Annotated in this window: 20 protein-coding genes; 17 read left to right on the forward strand and 3 right to left on the reverse strand. The window is 62.1% G+C overall.

What is annotated here, in order from left to right; all coding sequences use genetic code 11:
• Positions 1–331: 331 nt before the first annotated feature.
• The gene (locus tag ACQRC0_RS01655; protein ID WP_427727222.1) at positions 332–961 is read right to left on the reverse strand and encodes a response regulator; all 630 of its coding nucleotides are present in this window, start codon (positions 959–961) and stop codon (positions 332–334) included.
• Entirely contained in the window at positions 958–2,103 is a 1,146-nt protein-coding gene (locus ACQRC0_RS01660) for a sensor histidine kinase (protein ID WP_427727225.1), read from the reverse strand. The genes ACQRC0_RS01655 and ACQRC0_RS01660 overlap by 4 nt, the downstream gene beginning before the upstream one ends.
• A 166-nt stretch (positions 2,104–2,269) precedes the next feature.
• Between ACQRC0_RS01660 and ACQRC0_RS01665 the strand changes: the two genes are divergently transcribed.
• The 12 genes from ACQRC0_RS01665 (at position 2,270) to ACQRC0_RS01720 (ending at position 16,720) form a co-directional block, all read left to right on the forward strand.
• Positions 2,270–3,208: an ATP-binding cassette domain-containing protein gene (locus ACQRC0_RS01665; protein ID WP_427727228.1), complete on the forward strand. Its 939-nt coding sequence runs from the start codon at positions 2,270–2,272 to the stop codon at positions 3,206–3,208.
• Positions 3,209–3,217: 9 nt separating this feature from the next.
• Entirely contained in the window at positions 3,218–4,405 is a 1,188-nt protein-coding gene (locus ACQRC0_RS01670; RefSeq protein WP_427727231.1) for an ABC transporter permease, read from the forward strand.
• Positions 4,392–5,597, forward strand: coding sequence for an ABC transporter permease (locus tag ACQRC0_RS01675; protein WP_427727234.1), 1,206 nt, complete (start codon positions 4,392–4,394; stop codon positions 5,595–5,597). The genes ACQRC0_RS01670 and ACQRC0_RS01675 overlap by 14 nt, the downstream gene beginning before the upstream one ends.
• A gap of 313 nt (positions 5,598–5,910) precedes the next feature.
• On the forward strand, positions 5,911–7,116 hold the full coding sequence (locus ACQRC0_RS01680) for a DUF362 domain-containing protein (RefSeq protein ID WP_427727237.1): 1,206 nt from the start codon (positions 5,911–5,913) through the stop codon (positions 7,114–7,116).
• A 384-nt stretch (positions 7,117–7,500) separates the two neighbouring features.
• The gene (gene trhA / locus ACQRC0_RS01685) at positions 7,501–8,184 is read left to right on the forward strand and encodes a PAQR family membrane homeostasis protein TrhA (RefSeq protein WP_427727240.1); all 684 of its coding nucleotides are present in this window, start codon (positions 7,501–7,503) and stop codon (positions 8,182–8,184) included.
• A 114-nt stretch (positions 8,185–8,298) separates the two neighbouring features.
• A complete protein-coding gene (locus tag ACQRC0_RS01690) occupies positions 8,299–9,687 on the forward strand; it encodes a hemolysin family protein (RefSeq protein WP_427727243.1) in 1,389 nt (462 codons plus the stop codon).
• A gap of 9 nt (positions 9,688–9,696) precedes the next feature.
• Positions 9,697–10,524, forward strand: coding sequence for a cyanophycin synthetase family protein (locus tag ACQRC0_RS01695; protein ID WP_427727246.1), 828 nt, complete (start codon positions 9,697–9,699; stop codon positions 10,522–10,524).
• Between the two features lie 136 nt (positions 10,525–10,660).
• Entirely contained in the window at positions 10,661–11,050 is a 390-nt protein-coding gene (locus ACQRC0_RS01700; RefSeq protein WP_427727249.1) for a YtxH domain-containing protein, read from the forward strand.
• Positions 11,050–11,805, forward strand: coding sequence for a PRC-barrel domain containing protein (locus ACQRC0_RS01705; RefSeq protein ID WP_427727252.1), 756 nt, complete (start codon positions 11,050–11,052; stop codon positions 11,803–11,805). The genes ACQRC0_RS01700 and ACQRC0_RS01705 overlap by 1 nt, the downstream gene beginning before the upstream one ends.
• Before the next feature lie 72 nt (positions 11,806–11,877).
• Complete coding sequence (locus tag ACQRC0_RS01710; protein WP_427727255.1) at positions 11,878–13,284, forward strand: polysaccharide deacetylase family protein; 1,407 nt, start codon at positions 11,878–11,880, stop codon at positions 13,282–13,284.
• A 320-nt stretch (positions 13,285–13,604) separates the two neighbouring features.
• A complete protein-coding gene (locus ACQRC0_RS01715) occupies positions 13,605–15,449 on the forward strand; it encodes a magnesium transporter (protein WP_427727258.1) in 1,845 nt (614 codons plus the stop codon).
• Between the two features lie 74 nt (positions 15,450–15,523).
• Entirely contained in the window at positions 15,524–16,720 is a 1,197-nt protein-coding gene (locus tag ACQRC0_RS01720; protein WP_427727401.1) for an Nramp family divalent metal transporter, read from the forward strand.
• A gap of 188 nt (positions 16,721–16,908) precedes the next feature.
• On the opposite strand, the gene ACQRC0_RS01725 is transcribed toward ACQRC0_RS01720, so the two are convergent.
• Complete coding sequence (locus ACQRC0_RS01725; RefSeq protein WP_427727261.1) at positions 16,909–19,101, reverse strand: acyltransferase family protein; 2,193 nt, start codon at positions 19,099–19,101, stop codon at positions 16,909–16,911.
• Positions 19,102–19,287: 186 nt separating this feature from the next.
• On the opposite strand from ACQRC0_RS01725, the gene ACQRC0_RS01730 reads away from it, so the two are divergent.
• From ACQRC0_RS01730 to ACQRC0_RS01750, 5 genes are all read left to right on the forward strand, one after another.
• Positions 19,288–20,283, forward strand: coding sequence for a ribokinase (locus ACQRC0_RS01730; RefSeq protein ID WP_427727264.1), 996 nt, complete (start codon positions 19,288–19,290; stop codon positions 20,281–20,283).
• Between the two features lie 4 nt (positions 20,284–20,287).
• Positions 20,288–21,262, forward strand: coding sequence for a nucleoside hydrolase (locus tag ACQRC0_RS01735; protein WP_427727267.1), 975 nt, complete (start codon positions 20,288–20,290; stop codon positions 21,260–21,262).
• 219 nt (positions 21,263–21,481) lie between these two features.
• Positions 21,482–22,492, forward strand: coding sequence for a LacI family DNA-binding transcriptional regulator (locus tag ACQRC0_RS01740; RefSeq protein ID WP_427727270.1), 1,011 nt, complete (start codon positions 21,482–21,484; stop codon positions 22,490–22,492).
• A gap of 216 nt (positions 22,493–22,708) precedes the next feature.
• Positions 22,709–23,197, forward strand: coding sequence for an S-ribosylhomocysteine lyase (locus tag ACQRC0_RS01745; protein ID WP_427727273.1), 489 nt, complete (start codon positions 22,709–22,711; stop codon positions 23,195–23,197).
• Between the two features lie 143 nt (positions 23,198–23,340).
• The gene (locus ACQRC0_RS01750; RefSeq protein WP_427727276.1) at positions 23,341–23,985 is read left to right on the forward strand and encodes a DUF4867 family protein; all 645 of its coding nucleotides are present in this window, start codon (positions 23,341–23,343) and stop codon (positions 23,983–23,985) included.
• Positions 23,986–24,064 lie beyond the last annotated feature (79 nt).

Genomic DNA, 24,064 nt, shown 5'->3' on the forward strand with positions numbered 1-24,064 from the left:
ACGTAGTAGATGGGCCGATTTCGTGGAGCGGTTCCGGCTGATCCCTTGGGGACGGAGAAAAACGGATCATTTTTGGCTTGAAGCGGCTTGCGGAGACACTTGACGTGGCCGCTCGGACAAAACTAGGCCGGTTTACGGGGCTGAGTCACGAGTCCCCAACCATGCTGATATTCGTGAAAATAAAACCGCAGGTAGACGAGCCGTCATTTTACAGAAAACGCGGGTATGGATGGGGGTCCTGAGTTTGGCCCCGTAAACCGGCATAGTTTTGAAATGGCATTAAACCGGTAGCAGACATTTTGTTATGTCAGGGCGGTCGGTCTTCGGGCAACTACCCTCGCAGGTAGGCGATGGCGATTTGGGTGCGGTTGCGCAGGCCCATTTTGGCCAGGATTGAGCTGATGTGGTTTCGCACGGTGCCTTCGCCCATATAGGCGGTGGCGGCAATCTCCTTGTTATCGAGGCCGCGGGCAATGAGCTCGGCGACCTCGAACTCGCGGTCGGTCAGGCTGACGAAGGCTGCGGGCCGGCGGGTCGTGCCCACCTCGACGCCCGCTCCATCAAAGTTGATATCCTCGATCGCCTTACCCTCGAGCACGCGTTTGCCGTCCATGACCTGGGCCAACGCCGGCGGGATGGCAGCGACATCGGTTTTGATCAGGTAGCCGCGGGCACCCAGTTTGAGCGCCGACACAATGTACTCGTCATCCGAGAATGTCGTCAGAAACACCACGCGCGCCGCAGGGTTGCGCTCAAGGATCTCGCGGGCCGCCGAAAGCCCGTCGCGCCCCGGCATCTGAATGTCGAGCAGCGCAATATCGGGTGCGTGTTCGGCATAAAGAGCCACTGCGTCGTTGCCGTCGGCGCCGGTACCCACCACCTCGATCTGCGGCTGGGCGCCCAGGATTATCTTGAGCGAATCGACCACCAAGCGGTCGTCGTCGACAACGATGAGCCTCATCGGACCTCATCTCCTTGCTGTTTGGGAACGGTGGCAAACACACGCCAGCCGCCGGTGCCGGCGCGCGGGCCGGCGGTGAAGGTGCCGCCAAGCGCCTCGACGCGCTCGCGCATGGAGCCGAGCCCCATGCCCTCTGCGGTGCCGCGGCCGCTTGCTTGGACCCCGCCCGCGCCATCGTCGGTAACGATGAGCTGGTAAAACGACGGATGCTCCATGCATCGTACGGTGACGGTCTGGGCGCAAGCGTGGCGCATGGTGTTGGAGAGCGCCTCGCGCAGGACCGCCGTAAAGCAGTTGGCGACATTTGCGGGCGCATGCTCGGCCAAAACCTCAAGTTCAATCTGCGGCCCGCCATCTGAGCGCGCGCCCTCCACGATGCGCTCGAGCTGTACGGAGAGATTCGCCGCGTTGTCGTTGAGCGCGTGGACGCTCGAGCGCACGAGCTGAAGCGCTTCGTCCACGGTGCGCTTGACGTCAGCGAAGTCGGCGGCGACGCCGGGCTCGTTGGCGTGGACCACGCGTAGGGCCTCGGTTTGCAGCGAGGCGCGCGTGAGCTGGTGCCCCACGTTATCGTGGATCTCGCGTGCGATGCGGGCGCGCTCGGCGAGCGTTGCGAGCTCGACCTCGTAGTCCTGGCGGTCGGCAAGGTCGCGGTTGCGCGCCTCGAGCGCGAGGGCTCGCTCCTGCAGCTCGTCGCGGGTGCGACGCATGCGCTCCTGCTCGCGCTCCAGCTGAGCGGTGCGCAGAGACAGCAAGGTGGCGGCGACTGAAAGGATGGCGGTCAACAGCAGCGCACGGGTGGGAAGCGCGCCGGCGTGGGCATATGCGACGAGTGCGCAGACAAAGATGGCGCCGGCGCCCAGCGCGACCCAAACGTGTTCACGGCGCACGTATCGCGCGATGTCATAGAGGGCGAGGGGCGCAAACGGCACAAACGACGGCACAAAGACGGTCACCATAATGTAAGCGTAGCTCGCGGCCTCACCGGCGCGGCGGGCACGTTCGCCTTGCGCAATTTCCGTAAGCGAGGCGACTGCGACGCCAAGACAAAACGCCGCGACCAAGCAAGCATCCACAGCAAGGCCCAGAGCGGCCGCGATACAGCACGCCAGCATGATCGATTTGTCGAATAGCCTGTTCATACGGGTATTGTACGCGATGGTGCGCGCGACGATTGCTCAGGTGCCGCAACCGTGACATTCCTCCCGCCCGCCCCCGCCGCACTCGTGACAAAGCTCACTGGTGCGCGCCGGCGGCTCCTGCGATGATGCAATCGTACCGGGCCGAAATCAACAGAAGGGCCACCTCATGACAGACATCGTCCACGTCGAAAACCTCGTCAAGCGCTACGACGATCTTATCGCGCTCGACCACTTTAACCTGAACATAGCCCCCGGCGAGATCTTTGGCCTGCTGGGCCCCAACGGCTCGGGCAAGACCACGTCCATCAACTGCATTCTGCAGCTGCTCGCCTACGATAAAGGCACCATCGAGTTGTTCGGCGAGCCCATGACGCCCACGCGTTACGACCTCAAGCGCCGCATCGGCGTGGTCCCGCAGCAAGTTGCGGCGTTTGACGAGCTTACCGTCCGCGAGAACATCGACTATTTCTGCAGCCTTTACGTCAACGACCGCAAGCGCCGTCGCGCGCTGGTCGACGAGGCCATCGACTTTGTCGGGCTGGGCGACTTTGCCAAGTTTCGCCCCGGAAAGCTCTCGGGCGGTCTGGCGCGTCGCCTCAACATCGCCTGCGGCATCGCGCACAAGCCCGAGCTCATCTTCTTCGACGAACCCACGGTGGCCGTCGACCCGCAGAGCCGAAACGCCATCCTGGAGGGTATCTGCCGCCTGCGCGACGAAGGCGCCACGGTGGTGTATACCAGCCATTACATGGAGGAAGTCGAGCAGATCTGCAGCCGCATCATGATCATGGACGGCGGGCGCGTGCTGGCGCAGGGCACCAACGACGAGCTCAAGCGCATGATTCAGATGGGTGAGCGTGTGACCGTCGAGGTCGGCGCCGTCGAGCTCGCCACGGTCGAGCGACTGCGCGCCCTCGAGCACGTGCTCAGCGTCGAGCTTTCCGGCGGCGAGCTCGTCTGCACCTGCGAAGCGAGCCCGCACAATCTGGTCGACATCCTCGACACGCTGCGCGCCGCCGACGTTGCGCTCGGCCGCGTGTGGAGCGAGCCGCCGACCCTCAACGACGTGTTCCTCGAGATCACCGGCCGCGAGCTGCGCGACTAGGGGGCGGCCATGTTCAACACCATTATCATTACGGTCAAGACGCTGCTGCGTCGGCCGAGCACGTGGGTTTGGGGCGCGATCTTTCCCGTCGCGCTTTCCACGATGTTCATGTTTATGTTTGCGAATCTGAGCTCCGACGGCACGGTCGATCCGGTGCCGGTGGCCGTCGTGGCGGATGAGGCCTGGAGCGCCTCGACCTTTAAGGACGTGGCGACGTCGCTTGCCAAGGAAGGCGACGACCAACTGCTCGAGATCCACGAGTGCGACGATGCAGTCGATGCGAACCGTGCTCTTAAGGCCGGCGAGGTCGCGGGCATCTATGCGGTCGATGCCGCGGGCACGCCCAAACTCACGTTGCTTTCGAGCTATGACGGCTCGCGTGCGACGTCGGTGCTCACCGACCGCAGCATCCTGGAGACGGTGGCAAGCTCGTATACGCAAAATGCCGAGCTCATGCGCCAGATTGCCCAGGACAACCCGGCGGCGCTCGCCGACCCGGAGGCGGTTGCGCGCGCCCTGTCGCTCGAGGGCGGCACTCGCCGTGTGAGCCTGACGCGTGCCACGCCCGATGGCACGGTCATCTACTACTACGCGCTCTTTGGCCTGGTCGCGATGATGTCTGCCGAGTTTGCCGCCTTGAGCGTCGTCGACCTGCAGCCCAATCTGTCTGGCCTTGGTGCGCGTCGCTGCGTGGGTGGCCTTTCCAAGACGGCGTCGCTGGCCGGCATCTTTGTGGGCGCGTGGTTGGTTTCCTTTGCCTCGATGACGATCGCGATCGGCTACGTGCGCCTGGTCGTGGGGGTCGACTTTGGCGGGCGCGAGGGGCTCTGCCTGGTGGGCGGCGCCGTGTCCGCGCTTGCCGCCACGGGTCTGGGCCTTTTTGTGGGCACGCTTCCCGTTAAGGGCGGCAAGGCGTCCAAGTCGGGCATCCTCACAGGCTTTGCCACCACGTGTGCCCTGTTCGCCGGGCTTTATGGCGAGCCGGCGATGGCGCTTGCCGACGACGTCGCCCGCGCCTGCCCGGCCGAGAGTTGGCTCAATCCCGTCAAGCTCATCTGCGACATGTTCAACCGCTTGTATTTCTTTGAGGACCTGGGTCCCTTTGCCGTTCGCGCTGGCGCGCTGGCCCTTATGGCGTTGCTGTTCGTTGCCGCCGCCACGCTGATCTTTGGAAGGAGCCGCTATGAGCACCTTTAAGACCGCGCTTCGCATGGCACTGGCGCACCCGTTCTACCTGCTCATCTATACGGTGTTCATCTCGCTCATGGGCGTATTCATCGCGGCATCGGTGAGCTGGAACTCGTCGCAGCTCACCGAGTACGAGCCCTACGACACCAACGTGATCGTGGTCGACCGCGACGACAGCGACCTTTCGCGTGCGCTTACCAAGCACCTGGGCTCGCGCTTTGATCTGGTCACGGGTATCGGCGAGGACACCTACGACCTTGCGGACGCGCTCTCCAAGAGCAACAGCGCCAAGGGCAGCGCCGACTGCGTGTTCTTTATCCCGGAGGGGTTTGAGGACGACCTCGTTGCAGCCGCCAGAGCGGGGGAGTCCCTGCCCAAGCTCGATGTGACCTACGGTGCCGGCACCATGGCGGCGGCGCTTTCGTCTGCCGAGGCCTCACGCTGGATCTCGCTCGCGGGCGCTGCGGCCGCACTTGATCCTACTGCCTCCGACGGTGACGTCGCCAAGGCCGCCGAGCATGCCGCCGCCAAGCGCGCGGAGGTCGAGATCGAGCAGGTCAAGGTCGACTCGACAGCCGCCGCCACGCTTGAGTCGTACTTCAACTTTGGCACGTACGCGATTATCTCGTCGGTCATCGTATCGGTGGGGCTGGTGTTCTCGGGCATGAACGAGCCCGAGCGCGTGCGTCGCATGGAGGCCAGTCCGGTCTCCGAGCGTCAGCGCTCGCTTGCCGTGTTTGCGGCCGCTGCCGTGCTCGCCGTCTGCATCTGGTTTGTGTCGAGCATGATGGGCGTCGTGGGCTTTGCCGGCGCGGTCGCCGAGGTCGGCGTGGGTCGTGTATGCCTGGCGCTGGCGGCAACGTTTGCCCTGGCGTGTACGCCGCTGGCCGTTGGCTTTGCGTTGTCGAGCCTGGGCGCGCGCGAGGAGCTGCTCAACGGTGTGGGCAACCTGCTTGGCATGCTCATGACGTTTTTGGGCGGCGCCTGGATGCCGCTGTCGCTGATGGGCCCGGCCGTTCAGACGGTGGCGCACTTTGTACCGACGTTTTGGGTGAACGACGCGATCGGCAAGGCGCTCTCGTCGGACCTGACGTCCACCGTGCTGGGAGACATCGCCTGCGACCTCGGTGTCACGGTGCTCTTTGCCGCGGCCATCGCCGCCGTAGGCCTAGCCCTCGCACGCGCCAAAGCCCACGCCTAGCTACCTAGTCATTGGGTGCTCATTGGGGACAGACTTAAACGACTAGTCATCGGGGGCAGTCTTTGTCGATTCGCCGGCTCGCCGGCAGGGTTGCCAAGGACTGTCCCCAACTGCCGGCAGGAAAGGAACGTCCCTAACTGCCGGGTGGCGAGGCACTCATTTAAGTCCGTCCCCAATGAGTGGTTTCAGTCATTTAAGTCTGTCCCCAATAAGTCTGTCCCCAATGACTAGGCGCCGTACTTGACTTTGACCCCGCTTTAACGGGTACCATCCTCTATGTCTGTAACGCCATATAGACCGAGGGGATAGATCTATGACCGCAACTTCACCTGCAGCACCCGCTAAGGTGTACTTCACCAACTTGCGTACGCATGCTCGCGAGAGCCAGCTCGACAAGCTCAAGCGCCTCATCCGCCGCGCCGGTATTGAGCAGATCGACTTTGAGAACAAGTTCGTCGCTATCAAGATTCACTTTGGCGAGCTGGGCAACCTGAGCTTTTTGCGCCCCAACTACGCCCGCGCCGTCGCGGATGTCGTGAAGGAGCTGGGTGGCAAGCCCTTCCTCACCGACTGCAACACGCTCTATGTCGGTAGCCGCAAAAACGCGCTCGAGCACATCGATACCGCTTATCAGAACGGCTTTACCCCGTATGCCACGGGTTGCCAGATCATCATCGCCGACGGTCTCAAGGGTACCGACGAGGCGCTCGTCCCGGTCGAGGGCGGCGAGTACGTGCGCGAGGCCAAGATCGGCCAGGCACTCATGGATGCCGATATCGTGATCAGCCTCACCCACTTTAAGGGCCATGAGCAGGCCGGTTTTGGCGGCGCCATGAAGAACCTGGGCATGGGAGGCGGCAGCCGTGCCGGCAAGATGGAGCAGCATGCCGCCGGCAAGCCGAACGTCGCGACCGAGCACTGCATTGGCTGCCGTGCCTGCGAAAAGATCTGCGCGCACAACGCTATCTCGTTCGACGACACCCGCGAGCGCGAGCTTGCCAGCGGCGCTACTCGCACGGTGCACGTGGCTGCCATCGACCACGATCGCTGCGTGGGCTGCGGACGCTGCATCGGCGTGTGCAACCAGGACGCCATCAAGCCCGTCTATGACGCCGCGGCCGACGTGCTCAACTGTAAGATCGCCGAGTACACCAAGGCCGTCGTCGACGGCCGCCCGAGCTTCCACATCTCGCTTGCCATGGATATCAGCCCCAACTGTGATTGCCATCCCGAAAACGATACGCCTATCGTCAACGATATCGGCATGTTCGCGAGCTTCGACCCGGTCGCCATCGACCAGGCCTGTGCCGATGCCGTCATGGCGTCCGAGCCGCTGCCCAACACCGAGCTCACCGATAGCGCGGCCAAGATGGAGCATAACCACGAGCATCTGGAGGGCGAGCAGGCGCGTGACCCCTTCTGCATCACGCATCCCGACACCGACTGGCGCGCGTGCATCGCGCACGCCGAGAAGATCGGCCTGGGCACGAGCAAGTACGAGCTTATCGAGGTCAAATAGCGCCTAGCTATTGGACAATATAAGCGCCTTTGTGGCGTAATTCGAGCAAAAGCCGCTCGCGAGCACAGCGCTCACGGGCGGCTTTCCGGAAGTATGCGGCAAATTTCGAGACAGCCGAGCACACGACATTTTTTGGCAACAAAACCCCTGATAAATTGTTGGTAAAACTGCGGTCTGGTCGGCAGTTCCAGATTTTGCCGCATACTTCCGAAGGCGGGAGCCAAAACGGTCCTCCAGCGCTGTAATCAACCATGATTGTTCGCCGTTGATGCGTCAACAAGAAAAGAATGGGTAAACAAGGGGTCACGTATGGTGCAAATTTCGCACGTACCCAGACGCTTTGATATAGTGTTGAGAACTATTTACTTGGAGGATGTAACCGGCATGTCCGATTCGAGCGACAGTTCTAAGCCGCGACCCAAGGCCGCGGCCGTTCCACACTACACGGTGGGTGAGGAGATCATGAACTCCGTCACCCATGGTGTCGGTTGCCTGCTGGGCATCGCGGGCCTGGTGCTCCTGATCGTATTTGCCGCTCTTCGCGGCGGAGGCCCGGCTCACATGGCCGCGGCGATTGTCTATGGCGTCAGCATTATCCTCGAATACCTAGCCTCTACGCTCTACCACGCGATTCAGCCCGCACGCGCCAAGCGCGTGTTTCGCATCATCGACCACAGCTGCATCTACCTGCTCATAGCCGGCAGCTATACGCCGTTTTGCCTCATCACGCTCGCAAACGACGGCGGCCCTATGCTGTTCTTTGCCGTATGGGCCATCGCCATTATCGGCATCGCCCTCGAGTGCTTTATGCGCGAGCGTCAACCGCACTGGGTAAGCGGCCTGGTCTACCTGCTGATGGGCTGGCTCGTCGTCTTTAAGCTGTCCGAGCTCGTGTCGCTGCTCAACCCCGTGGCACTTGCCCTGCTCGCTGTCGGCGGCGTGTGCTACACCGTGGGCGTGCCGTTCTACATCGCTAAAAACGTGCGCTACCTGCACAGTGTGTTTCACTTGTGGGTGCTCGCCGGCAGTATCTTCCAGTTCATGGCGGTGATCCTCTTCGTAATCTAGCGATCACGTCTGTGCCTGCGGACCCATCCAAGCGGCCGCCGGACGCAACTGCCCTATCCGTTATCTACGCTTACTACCTAACGTCCCGAATCTTGGAGGTTCGAGAAACTCCCGATGGACATAACCATCTCCCTTATCACCACCCTCGTTTTGACCCTCATCAACGGCTACTTCTCTATGTCCGAGATGGCGCTCACCACGGCAAAGCGCGCCGTGCTGGAGCACGAGGCCGAGGAAGGCGACAAACGCGCCGAGCGCGCCGTTAAGCTGGCTGCCGACTCCGACCAGCTGCTCGCCACCATCCAGGTCGCCATCACGCTCGTGGGCTTTGCCTCGTCCGCCGTCGCCTCGACGAGCCTGTCCGACCCGCTCGCCACGTGGCTCATGAGCTTTGGCATCGCGCCGCTCTCTGCCATCGCGCGCGGACTGGCGCCGGTCATCATCACCGTTGCGGTCGCCTTCGTGTCCATCGTGATTGGCGAGCTTGTGCCCAAGCGCATTGGTCTGGCCAATGCCGAAGGCGTGTCCAAGCAGGTCGTGGGGCCGCTGTCGTTTTTCCAAAAGATCGCCCGTCCGCTCGTGTGGCTGACTGGTGCTTGCTCCGATGGTCTGGCCCGCATCCTGCGCATCAAGAGCGCCGACGATCGCCAAAACGTCTCGGAGGAAGAGATTAAGTACATGGTCTCGGAGCAGGACGACCTGCTCGACGAGGAAAAGCGTATGATCCACGAGATCTTCGACCTGGGCGATACCGTTGCCCGCGAGGTCATGGTGCCGCGCGTGGACACCACCATGTGCGAGGACGACGAGACGGTCGCCGACGTGCTGTCCACTATGCGCCAGACCGGCTTTAGCCGCATCCCCGTCTATCACGAAGATCCCGACAACGTGGCGGGCATCGCGCACATCAAGGACCTGATTCAGCCCTCGCTCGACGGCGAGGGCGACCAGCCCATCGCCGGTTATTTGCGCGATGCCACCTTTGTGCCCGACACCAAGGACATCCTGCCGCTGCTGTCCGAGATGCAGACTTCGCACGACCAGATCGTGGTGGTCGTGGACGAGTACGGCGGCACGGCCGGCATCATTACCATCGAGGACATCGTCGAGGAGATCGTGGGCGAGATCGAGGATGAGTTCGACCCCGACAACAAGTACCTCACGCGTCTTTCGCGCCGTGAGTGGCTCGTCGATGGGCGTTTTTCGTGCGATGATGCGATTGAGCTTGGTTGGCCGCTCGAGGAAAGCGATGATTATGAGACCATCGCCGGCTGGATTTTGGAACTTTGCGACTCGGTGCCCGACATCGGAGAGGTGTTTGAGGTTGCAGGGTACAAGTTCAAGGTGCAGTCGATGCGTGGCCAGCGCATCTCGCTTATTCGCGTGATCGCTCCGGACGAAACCGATAAGAAGGATTCCGAGTCCTCGGCAGATAAGCCGGCGGCGCCGGGCGCGGGCTCTGCGGGCCCGCACGACGGCGACGAGTGGGGCAAGGAAGAGTAGGGGAGAGTTATGGCAGGCCTGTTCAACATCCTTAAGGTCACCGTCAGCGAGGACAAGATTTGCGCGCATGTGCTGGTGAACCCCGGCATGCCGCTCATGACCTCGGAGGACATCGAGGCCACGGCGCGCGTGTATTACCTGGTGCCCGCGATTGCCAAGCACCTGTGCCTAGGCGATTCCGGTCGTGAATTCCAGGACTGCATGGGCCAGACCGAGCTTTGCCATCTGCTGGAGCACGTGACAGTGGAGCTCATGAACGAGACCGGTCTCGCCGGCAGCATTTCGTGCGGCCGTACCCGCGTAAGCGAGCACGATGAGCGTGTCTTTGAGGTTGAGCTTTCATGCCCCGATGACGCGCTGGCCATCGGCGCGCTGTCTTCGGCGACCTTTATGATGGACTGGGCCTATCTGCACGCCGACCAGCCTGCCCCTGACGTGGAGGGCACGGTCGCGGGCCTGCGCAACCTGGTGCTGGGTATGCGCGCCGAGGCCGAGGGCAAGGATCCGCACGAGGCCATCGCCGCCGCAAACGCCGAGGACGGGGCCGAAGGCGAGGCTCCTGCCGATTCCGAACCCGGCGTCGAGGCAGCTGCTGAGGAAGCCGTCGAGTCCGAGCCCGCGGAGCCCCAGGGTGTCCCGAGCTTTGACGATGAGCCGCAGGAGGCAATCGATACCGAGGGCGCGACCGCCGAGAGCCACGAGGCCCCCGCTGCCGTCTACGGTGGCGCGGCGACGGTTCCGGCAGGCCCCGCACAGGAAGGTGCGCTTCCGCTCGTTGATGGCGCCGGCGAGGACCCGGCGGCCACGGTGGCCATGCCTGCCATGCCGCAGGAGTAGGCTCACTCGCTTATCACTATCATGTACCTGCGCTTTTACCGTACGCAGATGTGCGCGACGGCAAGTGTTGCGCTGCGGGTATAATGGACAGCATTTAAACGGTGGGCATCGAGGTGCCCGCAGGAGAGGAATGATCATGGGAAAGACTTTCAGCTTTGTCTCCGGTGCGCTCTTTGGCGCTGCCGCCGGCGCTATCATCGGCGTTGCTCTGGCCCCGCGCTCGGGTGCCGAGACCCGTGCCATGGCCGCCGATATCGCCAACGATGCCTGGGACAACATGCGCGACACCTACGAGCACGGTGCCGAGGAGGCTCGTGCCGCGGTCAACGACTTTGGTCCGATGGTCGACGCCAAGACCGATGACCTGCGCGCCAAGGTCGACCTGGCCCGCGAGCGCATGGACCAGCTTCGCGAGCAGCTCAACGACGCCATCTCGGGCGGCAACGTGACGCCCGCTGCCGACGTCGTGGTCGAGAACGTCACTGAGGCCGGCACCGAGGCCACGGAGCCCTCGACCGAGGCATAATGCGCGCAGGGGATTTTGTTGGCGTCAAGGTTTATCGTAAGCCTGCCGAAGACAAGCGCACCAAAAAGGACGGCACGCCGCGCAGCCCCAAAAAGCTCGGCAAGATTCACTTTCCGGTTTTTACCCCGGGCGGTACGCGCGTGGTGGGCTTTATGGTTCGCCAGTCCGATATCGCGGGCATGATCGAGCGCCCCGATCGATTTGTGGCACTCGATGCCATCGGCGTCTATGAGGGTGCTGTCGTGGTCGACGACGTCAAGGGCACCTACGATGCCGCCGCGGCCAAGCGCCTCGATATCAACCTGGACGATTGCATCATCTGGGTTGGCATGGACGTGCGCACGGAATCGGGCGATATCGTGGGCTACTGCTCGGACGTTGAGTTCAAGCCGCGTTCGGGTATCGTGCAGACGTTCTACGTGACCGCCGGCACTGCCTCGAGTGTGCTGGTGGGCGACACACAGATGCCGCCGACGATGCTGCGCGGCTACGAGAACGGCGCGATGATTGTCTCGGACGAGGTCAAGTCGCTCGGGTATTCGGGCGGCGCGGCCGCCAAGGCTGCCGAGGCCAGTGTCGTGGTGGGCGATAAGGTCAAGAAGGGCGCCAAGGTGCTCGATGACAAGGGATCGGCCGCCGTGGACAAGGGCAGTCGCGCACTGGGCAAGCAGCTCGGCAAGACGCGCGGTATGTTCAAGGCCTTTAAGGACGAATATCAAAAGGCGAGCGGGGGCTCGTCAAAAGCTAGCAAATAGCGACGTACCAAATGATGGGAGGCGAGCCGGAGACATGTTGCTCCGGCTCGCTGTGTTTATGGGGGAGGGCACATGCGCCAAAACGGATCTAACTTAAACGGGCGCTCGGGTGCGCGTCCGACGGCGCGACGCGACCTGGGGCAGCTGCCCAGCGGTCAGCGTCGACGTCGCCGTAAACCCGGCGCGATGTACCTCAACCATAGCCGTGGGTTTAGCGATCGCAGCGCGCGCATCGGCAACGGGCGCTCACCGCGCCGACCGTCCCGCCTGCCCTATGCGCTCATCGCTGTCGGCTGTGCGCTCGTGCTGTTTATCGCTGCCGTCGTGGGCTATGTCAATCGCAGCGTGGACATTGTGCTCAATGGGGAGCAGGCTTCGGTGCGCGTGGGCTCCACGTTGCAGAACCTTATCGATGATCAAGGCCTGACCGACACCTACGATGCCGGCGACTTGTTGGCTGTCGACGATAGCGTGCTTACCCGCCGTGGCGGCGAAAAGCTGTCGGTGAAGGTGGACGGCAAACGGGTGAAGCAGGGCAAGTGGAATAGCCGCGAGCTAACGGGCGGCGAGAAAGTGACGGTCAAAGACGGCCGCGACACGTACGAGAAGCACGAGGTCCAGGTCACGACCATTGAGCCCAAGTTGAAGGTCGAGGGCACGGGCGCTATCGAATACGTTAAAACCTGGGGCGTTCGGGGCCGCTCCGAGGTATGGGTCGGCGAGCAGTCGGGCAAGACGCAGGACCGCGGCGAGGTCGTGCCCGCCACCGACTGTGTAGTCGAGTGCGCGAGCGTAGCGCCCAAGGGCAACGAAAAGTACGTGGCCCTGACATTTGACGAGGGTCCGAGCGGCGCGACCAAGCAGGTCTTGCAGGTGCTCAAGGAAAAGGGCGTCACGGCGACGTTCTTCCTTTCGGGCGATGCTGCGGAAGCCTCGCCCGCTACTGCCAAAGCGATTGTCGATGCCGGATGCGAGATCGGCTCCAACAGCTACAGCGATGATTCGCTCAAGGGCGAGGATCGCGAGGCGGTGCGCAAGCAGATCACGAAGGGCACCGAGGCGATTAAGTCGGCGACCGGCGTCGAGACGATGTTGCTGCGTGCTCCCTACGCCGCGTTTGACGAGCAAAACTGGATCGATGCGATGGACCTGGTGTCTGCCGTGGTCTCGTGGAATATCGATTCGGGCGACTGGCTGCTCAACGGCGCCGACGAACAGGTTTCGACCGTGCTCGAATCGGTGACTCCGGGCAACATTGTTTTGTTCACCGATAGCGACGAGTGCTCCGAACAGACGCTCGAAGCGCTGCCGCAGATCATCGATGGCCTTGTCGCCAAGGGCTACAAGATCGTGACGCTGAGTGATTTGGTTAAGACGGATACGTCGCTGAGCAAAAAACTCACCTCGCTAACGAAGACTTCTATGCCCAAGAACGCCGTGTTTCCCCAGCTCGCCGAAGATAACGACACCACAGACTAGTCATGGGGGACGTTCTTAAACGACTATGTCACGGATGCGTCAGCGTTTGGTATGCCTGCGATGTTTGGAGCATAAATTTGGCGTCACGGCGCGATGCTGATGCTATAGTTACTGCGGATAACAAGGGTCAAGAGAAAGGTTGCAGGTGAAATCCAAACCTCGACCATACAGTCGATGACCCCTTGCAGGTGCTTCTTGCGCATGCACGGGGTGTGAGCGCCGAGCGGTGTGCCGCCCGCGCATGCGTATACATATCTAAAAGTCCACGGATGGCGCGCCGGCATGGCCACGGTCCGAGGGAATAATGATGGGGAGCACCAGTGAATTATCTGAGTGAGATGCTCAAGCTGCCGGTCTTGGACGTCGATGGCGAAAAGCTCGGCGTTGTGAACGATTTTGGCATTGCTACCGGCGAAGTTTTTCCGCACGTGACGTCGCTCGCGTTCCGCGGTCCCGGCAAGACGCCGTTTATGATCAGCTGGCGAAAATGGGTCGACCGTATCGACGAGACGGGCGTATACCTTAAGACGTCGGCTACCGAAATCCGTTTTTCGTACCTGCAGCCGACCGAACTTTTGCTCGCGCGCGACGTGCTCAACAAACAAATCGTCGACACGCAGGGCATGAAGGTCGTGCGCGTAAACGACATCAAGTTTTCCATGTCAGGCGAAAATCAGCTGCGCCTGCTGGGTGCCGAAGTCGGTGCCCGCGGTCTGCTGCGCGCAATCAGCCCCGCTCTTGAACATGTCGTCGAGGGCTTTATGAAGCACCTGGGCAAACCGCTCGGCGAGGACATCATCGCCTGGTCCTACATGGACCTGCTCGATCGCTCGACTAAGAACATCCAGCTGTCGGTGTCGCATAAGACGCTCGGCGAGCTGCATCCTGCCGACATTGCCGACATTATCGAGCAGCTCGATCCTCGCCTGCGCGCGCAGGTGTTCGCGCAGCTCGACACCGCCCAGGCCGCCGAGGCCATCTCGGAGTTCGATGACGACGAGCTCATGACCGAGATGCTCGAGGGCCTGTCCGACACGGATGCGTCGTCGATGCTGGCCATGATGGACCCGGACGACGCCGCCGACCTGATCGACGAGCTCGATTACGAGAAGGCCGAGAAGCTCCTGCGCCTGATGGGCGTTCAGGAGGAGAAGGCGATTCGTAACCTGCTGGGCTATGAGGAAAACACTGCCGGCCGCATTATGACCTCGGAGTTTGTCTCCCTGCCTGCCACGGCGACGGTCGGTGACGCCATCGAGGCGATCCGCAAGCTCGACGAGGATTTCGAAAGCGTCTACTACGTCTATACCGAGGACCCGAGCGGTATGCTGACCGGCGTGCTCTCGCTGCGCACGCTGATCGTGGCCGACCGCGACGCCACGCTGGGCCAGCTGGCCTACCGCGACCTGGTTTATGTGTCGCCCGACGAGGACCAGGAAGACGTAACGGACGAGATGACCAAGTACGACCTGGTCGCCATCCCCGTCTGCGATGAGAACCGCCACATCTTGGGCATTGTGACCTTCGACGACGCCATGGACGTTATCGCCGAGGAGTACCAGGAGGACCTGCAGATCGCAGGCGTCGGCTCGGGCGATAGCGCGTCCGACGACTCGACGAATGTGCTCAGCTGGTTTGTGCATCGCCAGTACTGGGTTGTCGTGTGGGGCATTGCCTCGTGCATCATGGCGGCAGTGCTGGGGACGGCGCTGGGCTCCGCACATCTGGTGGTGTTCCCCATGTGCGCCATGCCGCTCGTGCTGCTGGCTGCCTCGCGTATGGTGTCGTTCGTCAAGAACTACTTCCTGGAGTACGACGGCCATGACGATGAACCCAAGCCGTATCTGGGATTCTTCTTCCAGAGCACGGGCATGGGCCTGATCCTGTCGCTCGTGACCTACCTGTGCGCTCAGCTGGTGCGCACCACGGCGTTCCCCGACGCGCCCATGCTTGAGGAGCAGCTCTTTACCGGCTGCTTTAACATCGCGGCCATCGTCTGCCTGATTGGCAACATGAGCGCTGTGATTTACCTGATGGTGCTGTTCTGGCGCGACGAGCACGACCTCAATACGTCGGGTACCGCCATGAACGTCATTGCCGTCATGATCTCGTGCGTGGCGTACTGTGCCGCTGCGGTGCTGCACACCATGTCGGTCATGGGTTAGGTGGTCGCGTGCAAAATAGCAAGCAAAAGCAGGGCACCAAGCAAAAGCTGACCATCGCGGCCATCTTTGGTGCCATGGGTCCTGGCCTTCTGGCGGCGCTTTCGGGCAATGACGCCGGCGGCATCGCCACGTATTCCAGCGCCGGTGCCAGCTATGGTTACAAGATGCTCTGGATGCTTCCCGTCATGACCGTGCTGCTCATCGTGACGCAGGAGACCGCGGCGCGTTGCGGCTGCGTGACGGGCAAGGGCCTGGCCTCGCTCATTCGCGAGCGCTTTGGCGTGCGCAAGAGCGTGCTGGCCATGGCGGCGCTGCTGATTGCCAACACAGCCGTGACCATTTCGGAGTTTGCGGGTATCGCGAGCGGCCTTGCCCTCTTTGGCGTGCCGGCGAGCATCTCGGTGCCGCTTGTGGCGCTGATGGTTTGGATGCTTACCATGTCGGGTAGCTTCCAGCGCATCGAGAAGATTCTGTTACTGGTGAGCTGTGTGTTTGTGACCTACATTGTCGCTGCAATTATGGCTGGTCCCAGTTGGGGCGAGGTGGCGGTCGATCTGGTTGTACCCAACATTCAAAATGACCCCAGCTACGTGTCGCTTGTGGTCGCGACGATCGGTACCACCATCGCGCCCTGGATGATTTTCTTGGCACAGAACAACGTGGTCGATAAGAATGCGGGCGAGGACGATATCGTGTTGCAGCGCATCGATACCGTGAGCGGCTCGATTGCCGCCGATGTCATTGCCGGTTTTATTATCATCACGACCGGTACGGTATTGTTCCCCGCGGGCATTCAGATTAGCGATGCTGCAGACGCTGCCCGCGCGCTGGAGCCCATTGCGGGCCAGTGGTCCACGGTGCTGTTTGCCTCGGGCCTGGTCGCGGCGAGCTTCTTGGCCGCCTGTGTGCTGCCGGGCGTTACGTCCAGCGCTATCTGCGAGGCGTTTGGCTGGGAACGCGGTGCCGATCGCAGCTGGGACGAGGCCCCGGTCTATCGCGGCATCATTACGGCAATCATTGGCATTTCTGCCGTGCTGGTGCTCATGCCCGGCGTCGACCTGTTCCAGATTATGATGACCTCGCAGGTCATCAACGGCGTGTTGCTGCCCGTGGTTCTGGTGTTCCAGGTGGTTATTGCCGCCGATCGACACATTATGGGCGTCAACCGCAACGGCCGTGTGTGGAATGTGCTCACTTGGGCGACTATCGGCGTTATTACGGTGCTGACGGTCGTCATGTTTGTTCTGCAAGCGATGGGCTACAGCGCGTAGCACCTCTCTTGGACTCTAAACAGGCCGCCGCCATGGGCTGCGGCCTGTTTTTGTCTGCTATAGGGCGCTAGTTATAACCGATGTGCAGCTATAAAGCCGCCTCTGGGGCGAATTAACAGCCCAGAGGCGGCTTTGTAAGTCGCGGAAGTGGTCCCAAGTGCCGGATTGTAAGCAGATTTGGCTGTGCGTTACTTGTCGGTGCCTAGCTTGTGCGGTTTGTAGGCGAGGGCGTTGACGAGTGCCTCGGCAGCGGATTTGACAGCCGCCGGCTGCGGATCGTTAACGTGGTCCTCGGGGTGCACGGGTAGGTCCTTCTTGACGGCATCGTGGATGAGCTTAAGGTACTCGGTCACGCCGGTAGTCGACAGGTGCGTGCCGTCGCCATCGAACAGGTCGTTGCGATTTGTGCTGTATCCGTACCAGTCGATAACACGCACGTTTTTATAGCGCTTGGCGGCGTTGGCAATGGCTTGGTTCGTGGACCCGACCCACGGCTGCGGGCTACGCGTGTTTACAAACACGACAATACGCTGATCACCGGCGTCGGCCATAATCGCGTCGACCTGGGCGTCCGTTACCAAACCGTTGGTGCCCAGGGCAAAGACCACGATCTTGCCGGCAAGGTTCTGCTGGATATAGCCCTCAAATGTCGCGCGGCCTGCGTCAAACTGGCGGCCCTTTTCGGCATCGATGTGGCTGTGCGGGAACACGCCGTCAAAGGCATCGACGGCGCGCAGGGACACGGAGTCGCCAATCATTAGCAGGTCGTAGGCTCCGTCGGGGAAGCCGTCGTCGTCTTTGTCGGAGTCGTCGGCCGCCTGCTGATCTTGAGGCTTTGCATTTTTGGCCTCCTTGTTTAGGATTTCGGCGCCCTCGCCGCTCAGCGCGGATGTGTCGGGCACAAAGACCAGGCCGCCCAGCGCCACAACAAGCACGACGGCGCAAACGGCGCAGGTGGGGACATGTGCGCGCACCCAGCCGGCGGGCGTGGTGGTGCCGTCGCGGAGCTCGGAAACAGTGCGCCCAAAAGCGCCCTTCCTAAACGGCGTTTCGATAAAGCGATAGGAGCACTCGGCCACGGCGACCACCAACAACACCTGCAAAATGTAGTGCCACCAGGGCGTGTCGTTAATGTTGGCGACCGGGTTCATAAGCAGCAGCAGCGGATAATGCCACAGGTAGATGCTGTAGGAGCGCTTGCCGATCCATACGAGCGGCTCGGCGGCCAAGGCCCGTGCGACCATGCCCTGGGGCTGCACGCATGCCGCGATAACCATCAGTGTGAGGATGGAGCACAGCAGCGTGCCTCCGCGATACTGAAACGCGGTATAGCCGTTGGTGAGCGCGACCATGGCGGCGAGTCCGACCAGGCCAACGACGCCCATCAAATCGATGGATGCGGGGGAGGACCAAAAGCGTGCGAGCTCACTTGGCTTTGTCGTGGCGGCCTCGGCGGTGTCGCTCTTTGACTTGCCGTGCTTGGCGGCGCCGGCCAGTCGGTCGAGCCCCAGATGGCGGACAAGGCGCGCAGGCGCCAGGTCGCGGTCGGGGATAAAGGCCATCCAGGCGCCCAGCAGCAACGAGAACACGCGGGTGTCGGTGCCGTAGTACACGCGGCTGGGGTCGGTGGCGGGGTTGTAGAGCACCATCATGGCGACGGCGGAGACGGCGGCGAGGCCCAGAACCACGCGGCGCGTGTTGGGCTTGCTCATGTGCACCGACACCATGGCGAGCAGCAGCGGCGGCCAAATAAGATAGAACTGTTCCTCGATGGCAAGCGACCAAAAGTGCGTGAGCGGCGAGGGGTCGCCCAAGGCGTTAAAGTACGAAACGTCCTGCATGATCTGCCACCAGTTATTAAAGAACAGCAGCGACGGCAGGATGTCGGGGCGCATCTTGGTGAGCATCACATGGTTAAAGACAGTGCACAGTGCGCAGGTCACCACCACGACGGTTACCACGGCGGGGAACAGGCGACGGATGCGGCGGATCCAGAAGCTCTTGAGATCGATACGACCGGTCTTTGCGATTTCGTTGAGGAGCAGGCGCGTGATCAAGTATCCCGAGAGCACAAAGAAGATCGTGACGCCGAGCAGGCCGCCCTGTGCCCACGTGAGGTTGAGGTGATAGAGCACCACCGCGACAACGGCGAGCGTGCGAAGGCCGTCGAGGGCGGGGATGTAGCGAGATTTGGGACGCGTGGGCGCCTGTTCTTTTGCGGCGCTGTCGGTGCGGGCGCCCTTGTTGGCGGGCGAGCGATGGGAGCCTGCAGCGCGGCGCGGCTCGGTGGTTTGGCGGTTAGTGCGCGAACGTTCGTGCGGCGCTTGTTGATCGCTCGCATGGCGTGAGCTGCGCGAGCTCGATCGCGGGAATTGTTCCATAAAACATCATCCAATGACGAGAATAATCAGCACGCTTTCATTGTAGCCGCCTACTCCTGTGAATGCTTGCTGCTGGCGTAAGCTCAAGTGCGCGTCCACATCAAAGTGAACTAAAGTTATAGAAGTGCGAGAGCGCACGATTGACGGCCGACAGCGGGTGCAGAGCCCGCGGACGGGGAGGTTTTCATGGCAGATTGCGGCATCGTTGCGGTGTTTGGCAGCATGAACATGGACCTTTCGGTGGCGTGCGAGCGCATGCCGCGTGCGGGCGAGACCGTCGGCGGCAGCGGGTTTATCACCAACGCCGGCGGCAAAGGCGCCAACCAGGCCGTAGCAGCTGCGCGCATGGGTGCGCGCACGCGCATGATCGGCGCGGTCGGCCGCGACGCGTTTGGCTCGTCGCTCGTGGCGGGGCTCCAAGATGCTGGCGTGGACTGTGACTTTGTGGCGCGCCGCGACGACGTGGAGACGGGAACGGCGACCATCATTCGCTGTGAGGGCGATAACCGCATCGTGCTGTCGCCGGGCGCCAACCATGCACTTGCGGGCGAGGACGTTGCCCGAGCGCTGAGGCGTCTGGTGGCCGATGAGCTCGATAGTAACGCCAGCGAGATTGCCCCGGCTGCCGGAAGCGTCTTTATCGCCCAGGGCGAATGTGACCTTGTGGCGACTGTCGAGGCGCTTGTTTGCGCTCACGAGCTGGGGTTCTATACGGTCTTTAATCCAGCGCCTGCCTGCGAAGTGCCTGCGGAGGTCTGGCCTGCAGTCGACCTGGTCTGTCCCAACGAGACTGAGTGCCAGGTACTGACGGGCATCTTGCCTGCAGACGATGCGAGCTGCGTCGCGGCGCTCAATGCCTTGCTCGCCAAGGGTGCCGGCGCCGCGGTCATCACGCTGGGCGGCGCCGGCTCGGTTACGCTCGGCGACGACGGCGAGCTGCTGCGCATGCCGGCGCTTTCGAGCACGGTGGTCGATACGACGGCCGCGGGCGATACATTTATCGGTGCGCTTGCTGCGGCTCGTCTGGAGGGCCTGCCACTCTTTGAGTGCATGGCCGCGGGTGCTCGCGCCTCGGCAGTGACGGTGTCGCGCCTGGGCGCGCAGCAGTCGATTCCCACGCGTGCCGAAGTTGAGCGCGTGTTTGATTTAGACGATTTAGTACAAGACGGAGAAGCGGAGTAGAACAATGGCAACCAAGAAGCTGATCCTTGATCTGGATATGGGTGTGGACGATGCGATGGCGCTTGCCTATGCCATCGCGAGCCCCGAGGTTGAGCTCGTGGGCATTACCACGTGTTTTGGCAACGTGCGCGTCGACCAGTCGGCGCGCAACTGCCTGGCGGTGCTTGACCTGTTGGGCCGTCCCGAGGTGCCGGTGTACCTGGGTGCCGACCGTCCTCTGCAGGCGACTGAGCCCTATACGCCGCCGGCGTCCACCGTACTCATTCACGGCAAGAATGGCATCGGCGGCGCGAGCGTGCCCGCGTCGCCCTACGAGCCGGTGGGGGCGACGTCGGCCGACGGCAACGCTGCAGTCGATTATCTAATCGATGCCGCGCGCACCTATGGTCCCGATCTGGTCTACGTAGCGACCGGCCCGCTCTCCAACCTGGCGCTTGCCCTGGAGCGCGATGCGACGGCGGTGATGTCTATCGGCCGCGTGGTGGTGATGGGCGGCGCCCTGACCGTGCCCGGCAACGTGAGCGCGGGTGCCGAGGCCAACATGGCAAGCGATCCCGAGGCGGCCGATGCTGTGCTGCGCTCGGGCCGCAAGCTCACTATGGTGGGCCTGGACGTGACGCATCGCGTGGTGCTCACGCGTCGCGACATTGCCGGATGGACGGGCTCGGGCACCATGGCGGGCTGTGCGTTTGCGAGCATGGTCGAGCACTACATTGGCTCGTACGAGATGAACGCACCCTACCTGGGTGGTTGTGCGCTGCACGATCCGCTGGCCGTCGCCGTGGCGATCGACCCCACGCTCGTGGGTGCGCTCGGCTGCAATCTGCGTGTTGATCTGCTGGGCGAGTATCGCGGCCGCACCATTTGCGACGAGCATCGCCTGTCCGATCCGGACAAGAGCGCGCTTGTGGCGCTGACCGTGGATGCCCCGCGCTTCCTGTCCGAGTTCAAGACGCGCATGGCTCGTATCCTTGGCTAAATGATTTCCGTGCCCCGCCCCATGTAGTCAATTTGGGACGGGGCTTTTTTAGCTACCGAGTAAATGCGCCCGTTGGGGGAATAGTCGTGCCACTTCGCTTGACAACAGGCTAAACTAGCTCATAAACATTTACTATTCTGTTTAGATTGAATTTGCGGTCGTTTAGTTGTCGAGTCATCAAGTTGTGATGCTCCGCCACGGCCGTTGCTAGGGGGAACAATGGCCAAAGCAAGTGTTCGCGAGATCAGCCGCATCACCGGTTTTTCGCCTGCGACCGTGTCCAACGCGCTCAACCGCAAGCGCAGCGTGAGTGAAGAGACCGCCAAGGTCATCCTGGAGTGCGCGCAATCGCTTGGCTATCAGCAGTCGACGCAGCTCGAGAGCATTCAGTTTGTGCTCGCGCGCAAGACGGGCGCTATCTTGGACGAGAGCACCTTCCATCCCGCGGTCATCGAGGGCGTGGAGCGCCAGGCGCGTCGTCACGGCATGAGCACGAGCTTTGTCTCGCTCGACTTTAGCGACTTGGACGCCGTGCGTCCGCAGGTCGAGGGCCTGATCGCCGATCCGTCCGCCGCTATCGTGCTGATGGGTACCGAGCTGGGTGAGGAAGACTACGCCCTGTTTGCCAACGCTGCCGCCCACCTGATCGTGCTCGATGGCTGGAGCGATCGTCAGTACTTCGATGCCGTGGTCATTGCCAACACCGACTCGGTGCTGCGCGCCGTGGATCACCTCATCGAGAAAGGTCACAGGCAGATCGGCTATCTGGCAGGCGACCTTCGCATCCGCAACTTTAAGGATCGCGAGCGCGGCTATCGCCAAGCGCTTGAGGACGCAGACCTTGAGGCCAACCCGACATGGCGCGTTACGCTGGGCACCACGCTCGAGGGCGCCTATCGCGACATGGGCGCATGGCTCGACAGCGTCTCGCGCGACGACCTGCCGACGGCTTTCTTTGCCGAAAACGACGTGCTCGCCGTGGGTGCCATGCGCGCGCTCAACGAGCACGGCATACGCGTGCCCGAGGATGTCTCGATCATCGGCTTTGACGATCTGTCTTTGGGCGCCTTCTCCAACCCGCCGCTCACCACGGTGCACGTTCCCAAGCACGAGGTGGGCGAGATCGCGGTGCGCCGCCTGGTGGGCAACATCCGCAATCCCAAGAGCTATACCTGCAAGACAGCCGTATCGACCTATTTTGTCGATCGTCAGAGCGTGCGTGAGATCTAGGCAAAGGCAACGCCGGGCCGCAGGGCGGCAAAGCCGTCGACGCGACCATTTCGTACACTGCCTAGCATGATTTTTTTGGGACGGGATTAAAAACTCATTGATCCCCGTCTCGGGCAGCTCATTTGGGACGGGGCTTTTTTGACTGGTATGATTGGTGCGACCATTCGAACCAGCTAAAAGAGCCCCGTCCCAAATTGACTATCGAGAGGATCTGCCATGGAGCGCATCGCGAGCTTTTCCGTTGACCATTTGCAGCTTGAGCCCGGCGTGTACGTGAGCCGCATCGACCGCGATCCGGCGACCGCCGCTGTCGTTACCACCTTTGACCTGCGCCTGACCACGCCCAACAAGGAGCCGGTCATGAACACGGCAGAGTGCCACACCATCGAGCACCTAGGCGCGACATTCCTTCGCAACCATGCCGAGTGGTCGAGCCGCATTGTCTACTTTGGCCCCATGGGCTGCCGCACGGGCTTTTACCTGGTCGTTTTTGGTGAGGTGACGAGCGAGGAGATCCTGCCGCTCGTGCGTGAGTTGTTTGAGTTTGTCGCCGACTTTGAGGGCGATGTCCCCGGAGCCGCTCCCGAGGAGTGCGGCAACTACCTGGACCAGAACCTTCCCATGGCAAACTGGCTCGCGCGCCGCTACCTCGACCGCGACCTGGCCGATATCGACGAGAAGCACCTGCACTATCAGCAGGCGTAAGGGCTTATCGCCCAAAACACGCACATTGGGCGCCTTCGCTTATGCGGGGGCGCCTTTTTGTTGAGTGGCCTGGACGAGCGTTCAAAATCGCTCATGTTTGTTCTAGAATGTTCGTATAGTCACATTTACGAACAGGAGCGAACATGCATATCTATTCTGTCAACGATCCCGAGTTCAAGTCCTATGGCCGCGTGTGGGACGACGTCCCGTCCGGCCTGACCGCCCCACTCGTCGAGGCGCTCTCCGCTACGCCCATCCCCGAGGGCAGTAAGTACGTAGCGAGCGCGCCGGAGCTCGAGGGTGTCATGGATGCCGACAAGCTTGGCTTTCTCATGTTTGGCGGCCGCCCCTTCCAGCTCGGCTGGTGCAATGGCCACAACACGCGTCTCAACTGCCTGGAGTACCACCGTGCCAGCGAGTTCAACCTGGGTGCACGCGACTTTATCCTGCTCGTGGCGCATCGCTGGGAGATCGAGGGCGGCAAGCTCGACACCGCGTGCGTCAAGGCGTTTCGCGTGCCGGCGGGCAAGGTTGTCGAGGTTTTCAACACCACGCTCCACTACACGCCGTGCATGGTCGACGACGGTGGCTTCCAGGTGATGGTGGCGCTGCCCGCCGGCACCAACGGTCCGCGTCCCGAGGCTGCGGCCGATATGCCTGCTGCCGGCGACAGCTACTGCTACTGGAAGGCCGACAAGTGGGTTCTCTGCCATGCTGACAGCCCCAAGGCAGCCGAAGGCGGCTACGTAGGTCTCATCGGCAAAAACCTCGACATCGCCTGCGACTAGAATCTTCTGTCTCGATCTGTAACATCTAGCGGGCTAAATCGTCTCTACCTGTTACAGATCGAGACATACCGCCCCCCTA

Origin of the sequence: Collinsella sp. SGI.033 (assembly GCF_050315135.1) — a bacterium.
Lineage (GTDB): Bacteria > Actinomycetota > Coriobacteriia > Coriobacteriales > Coriobacteriaceae > Collinsella.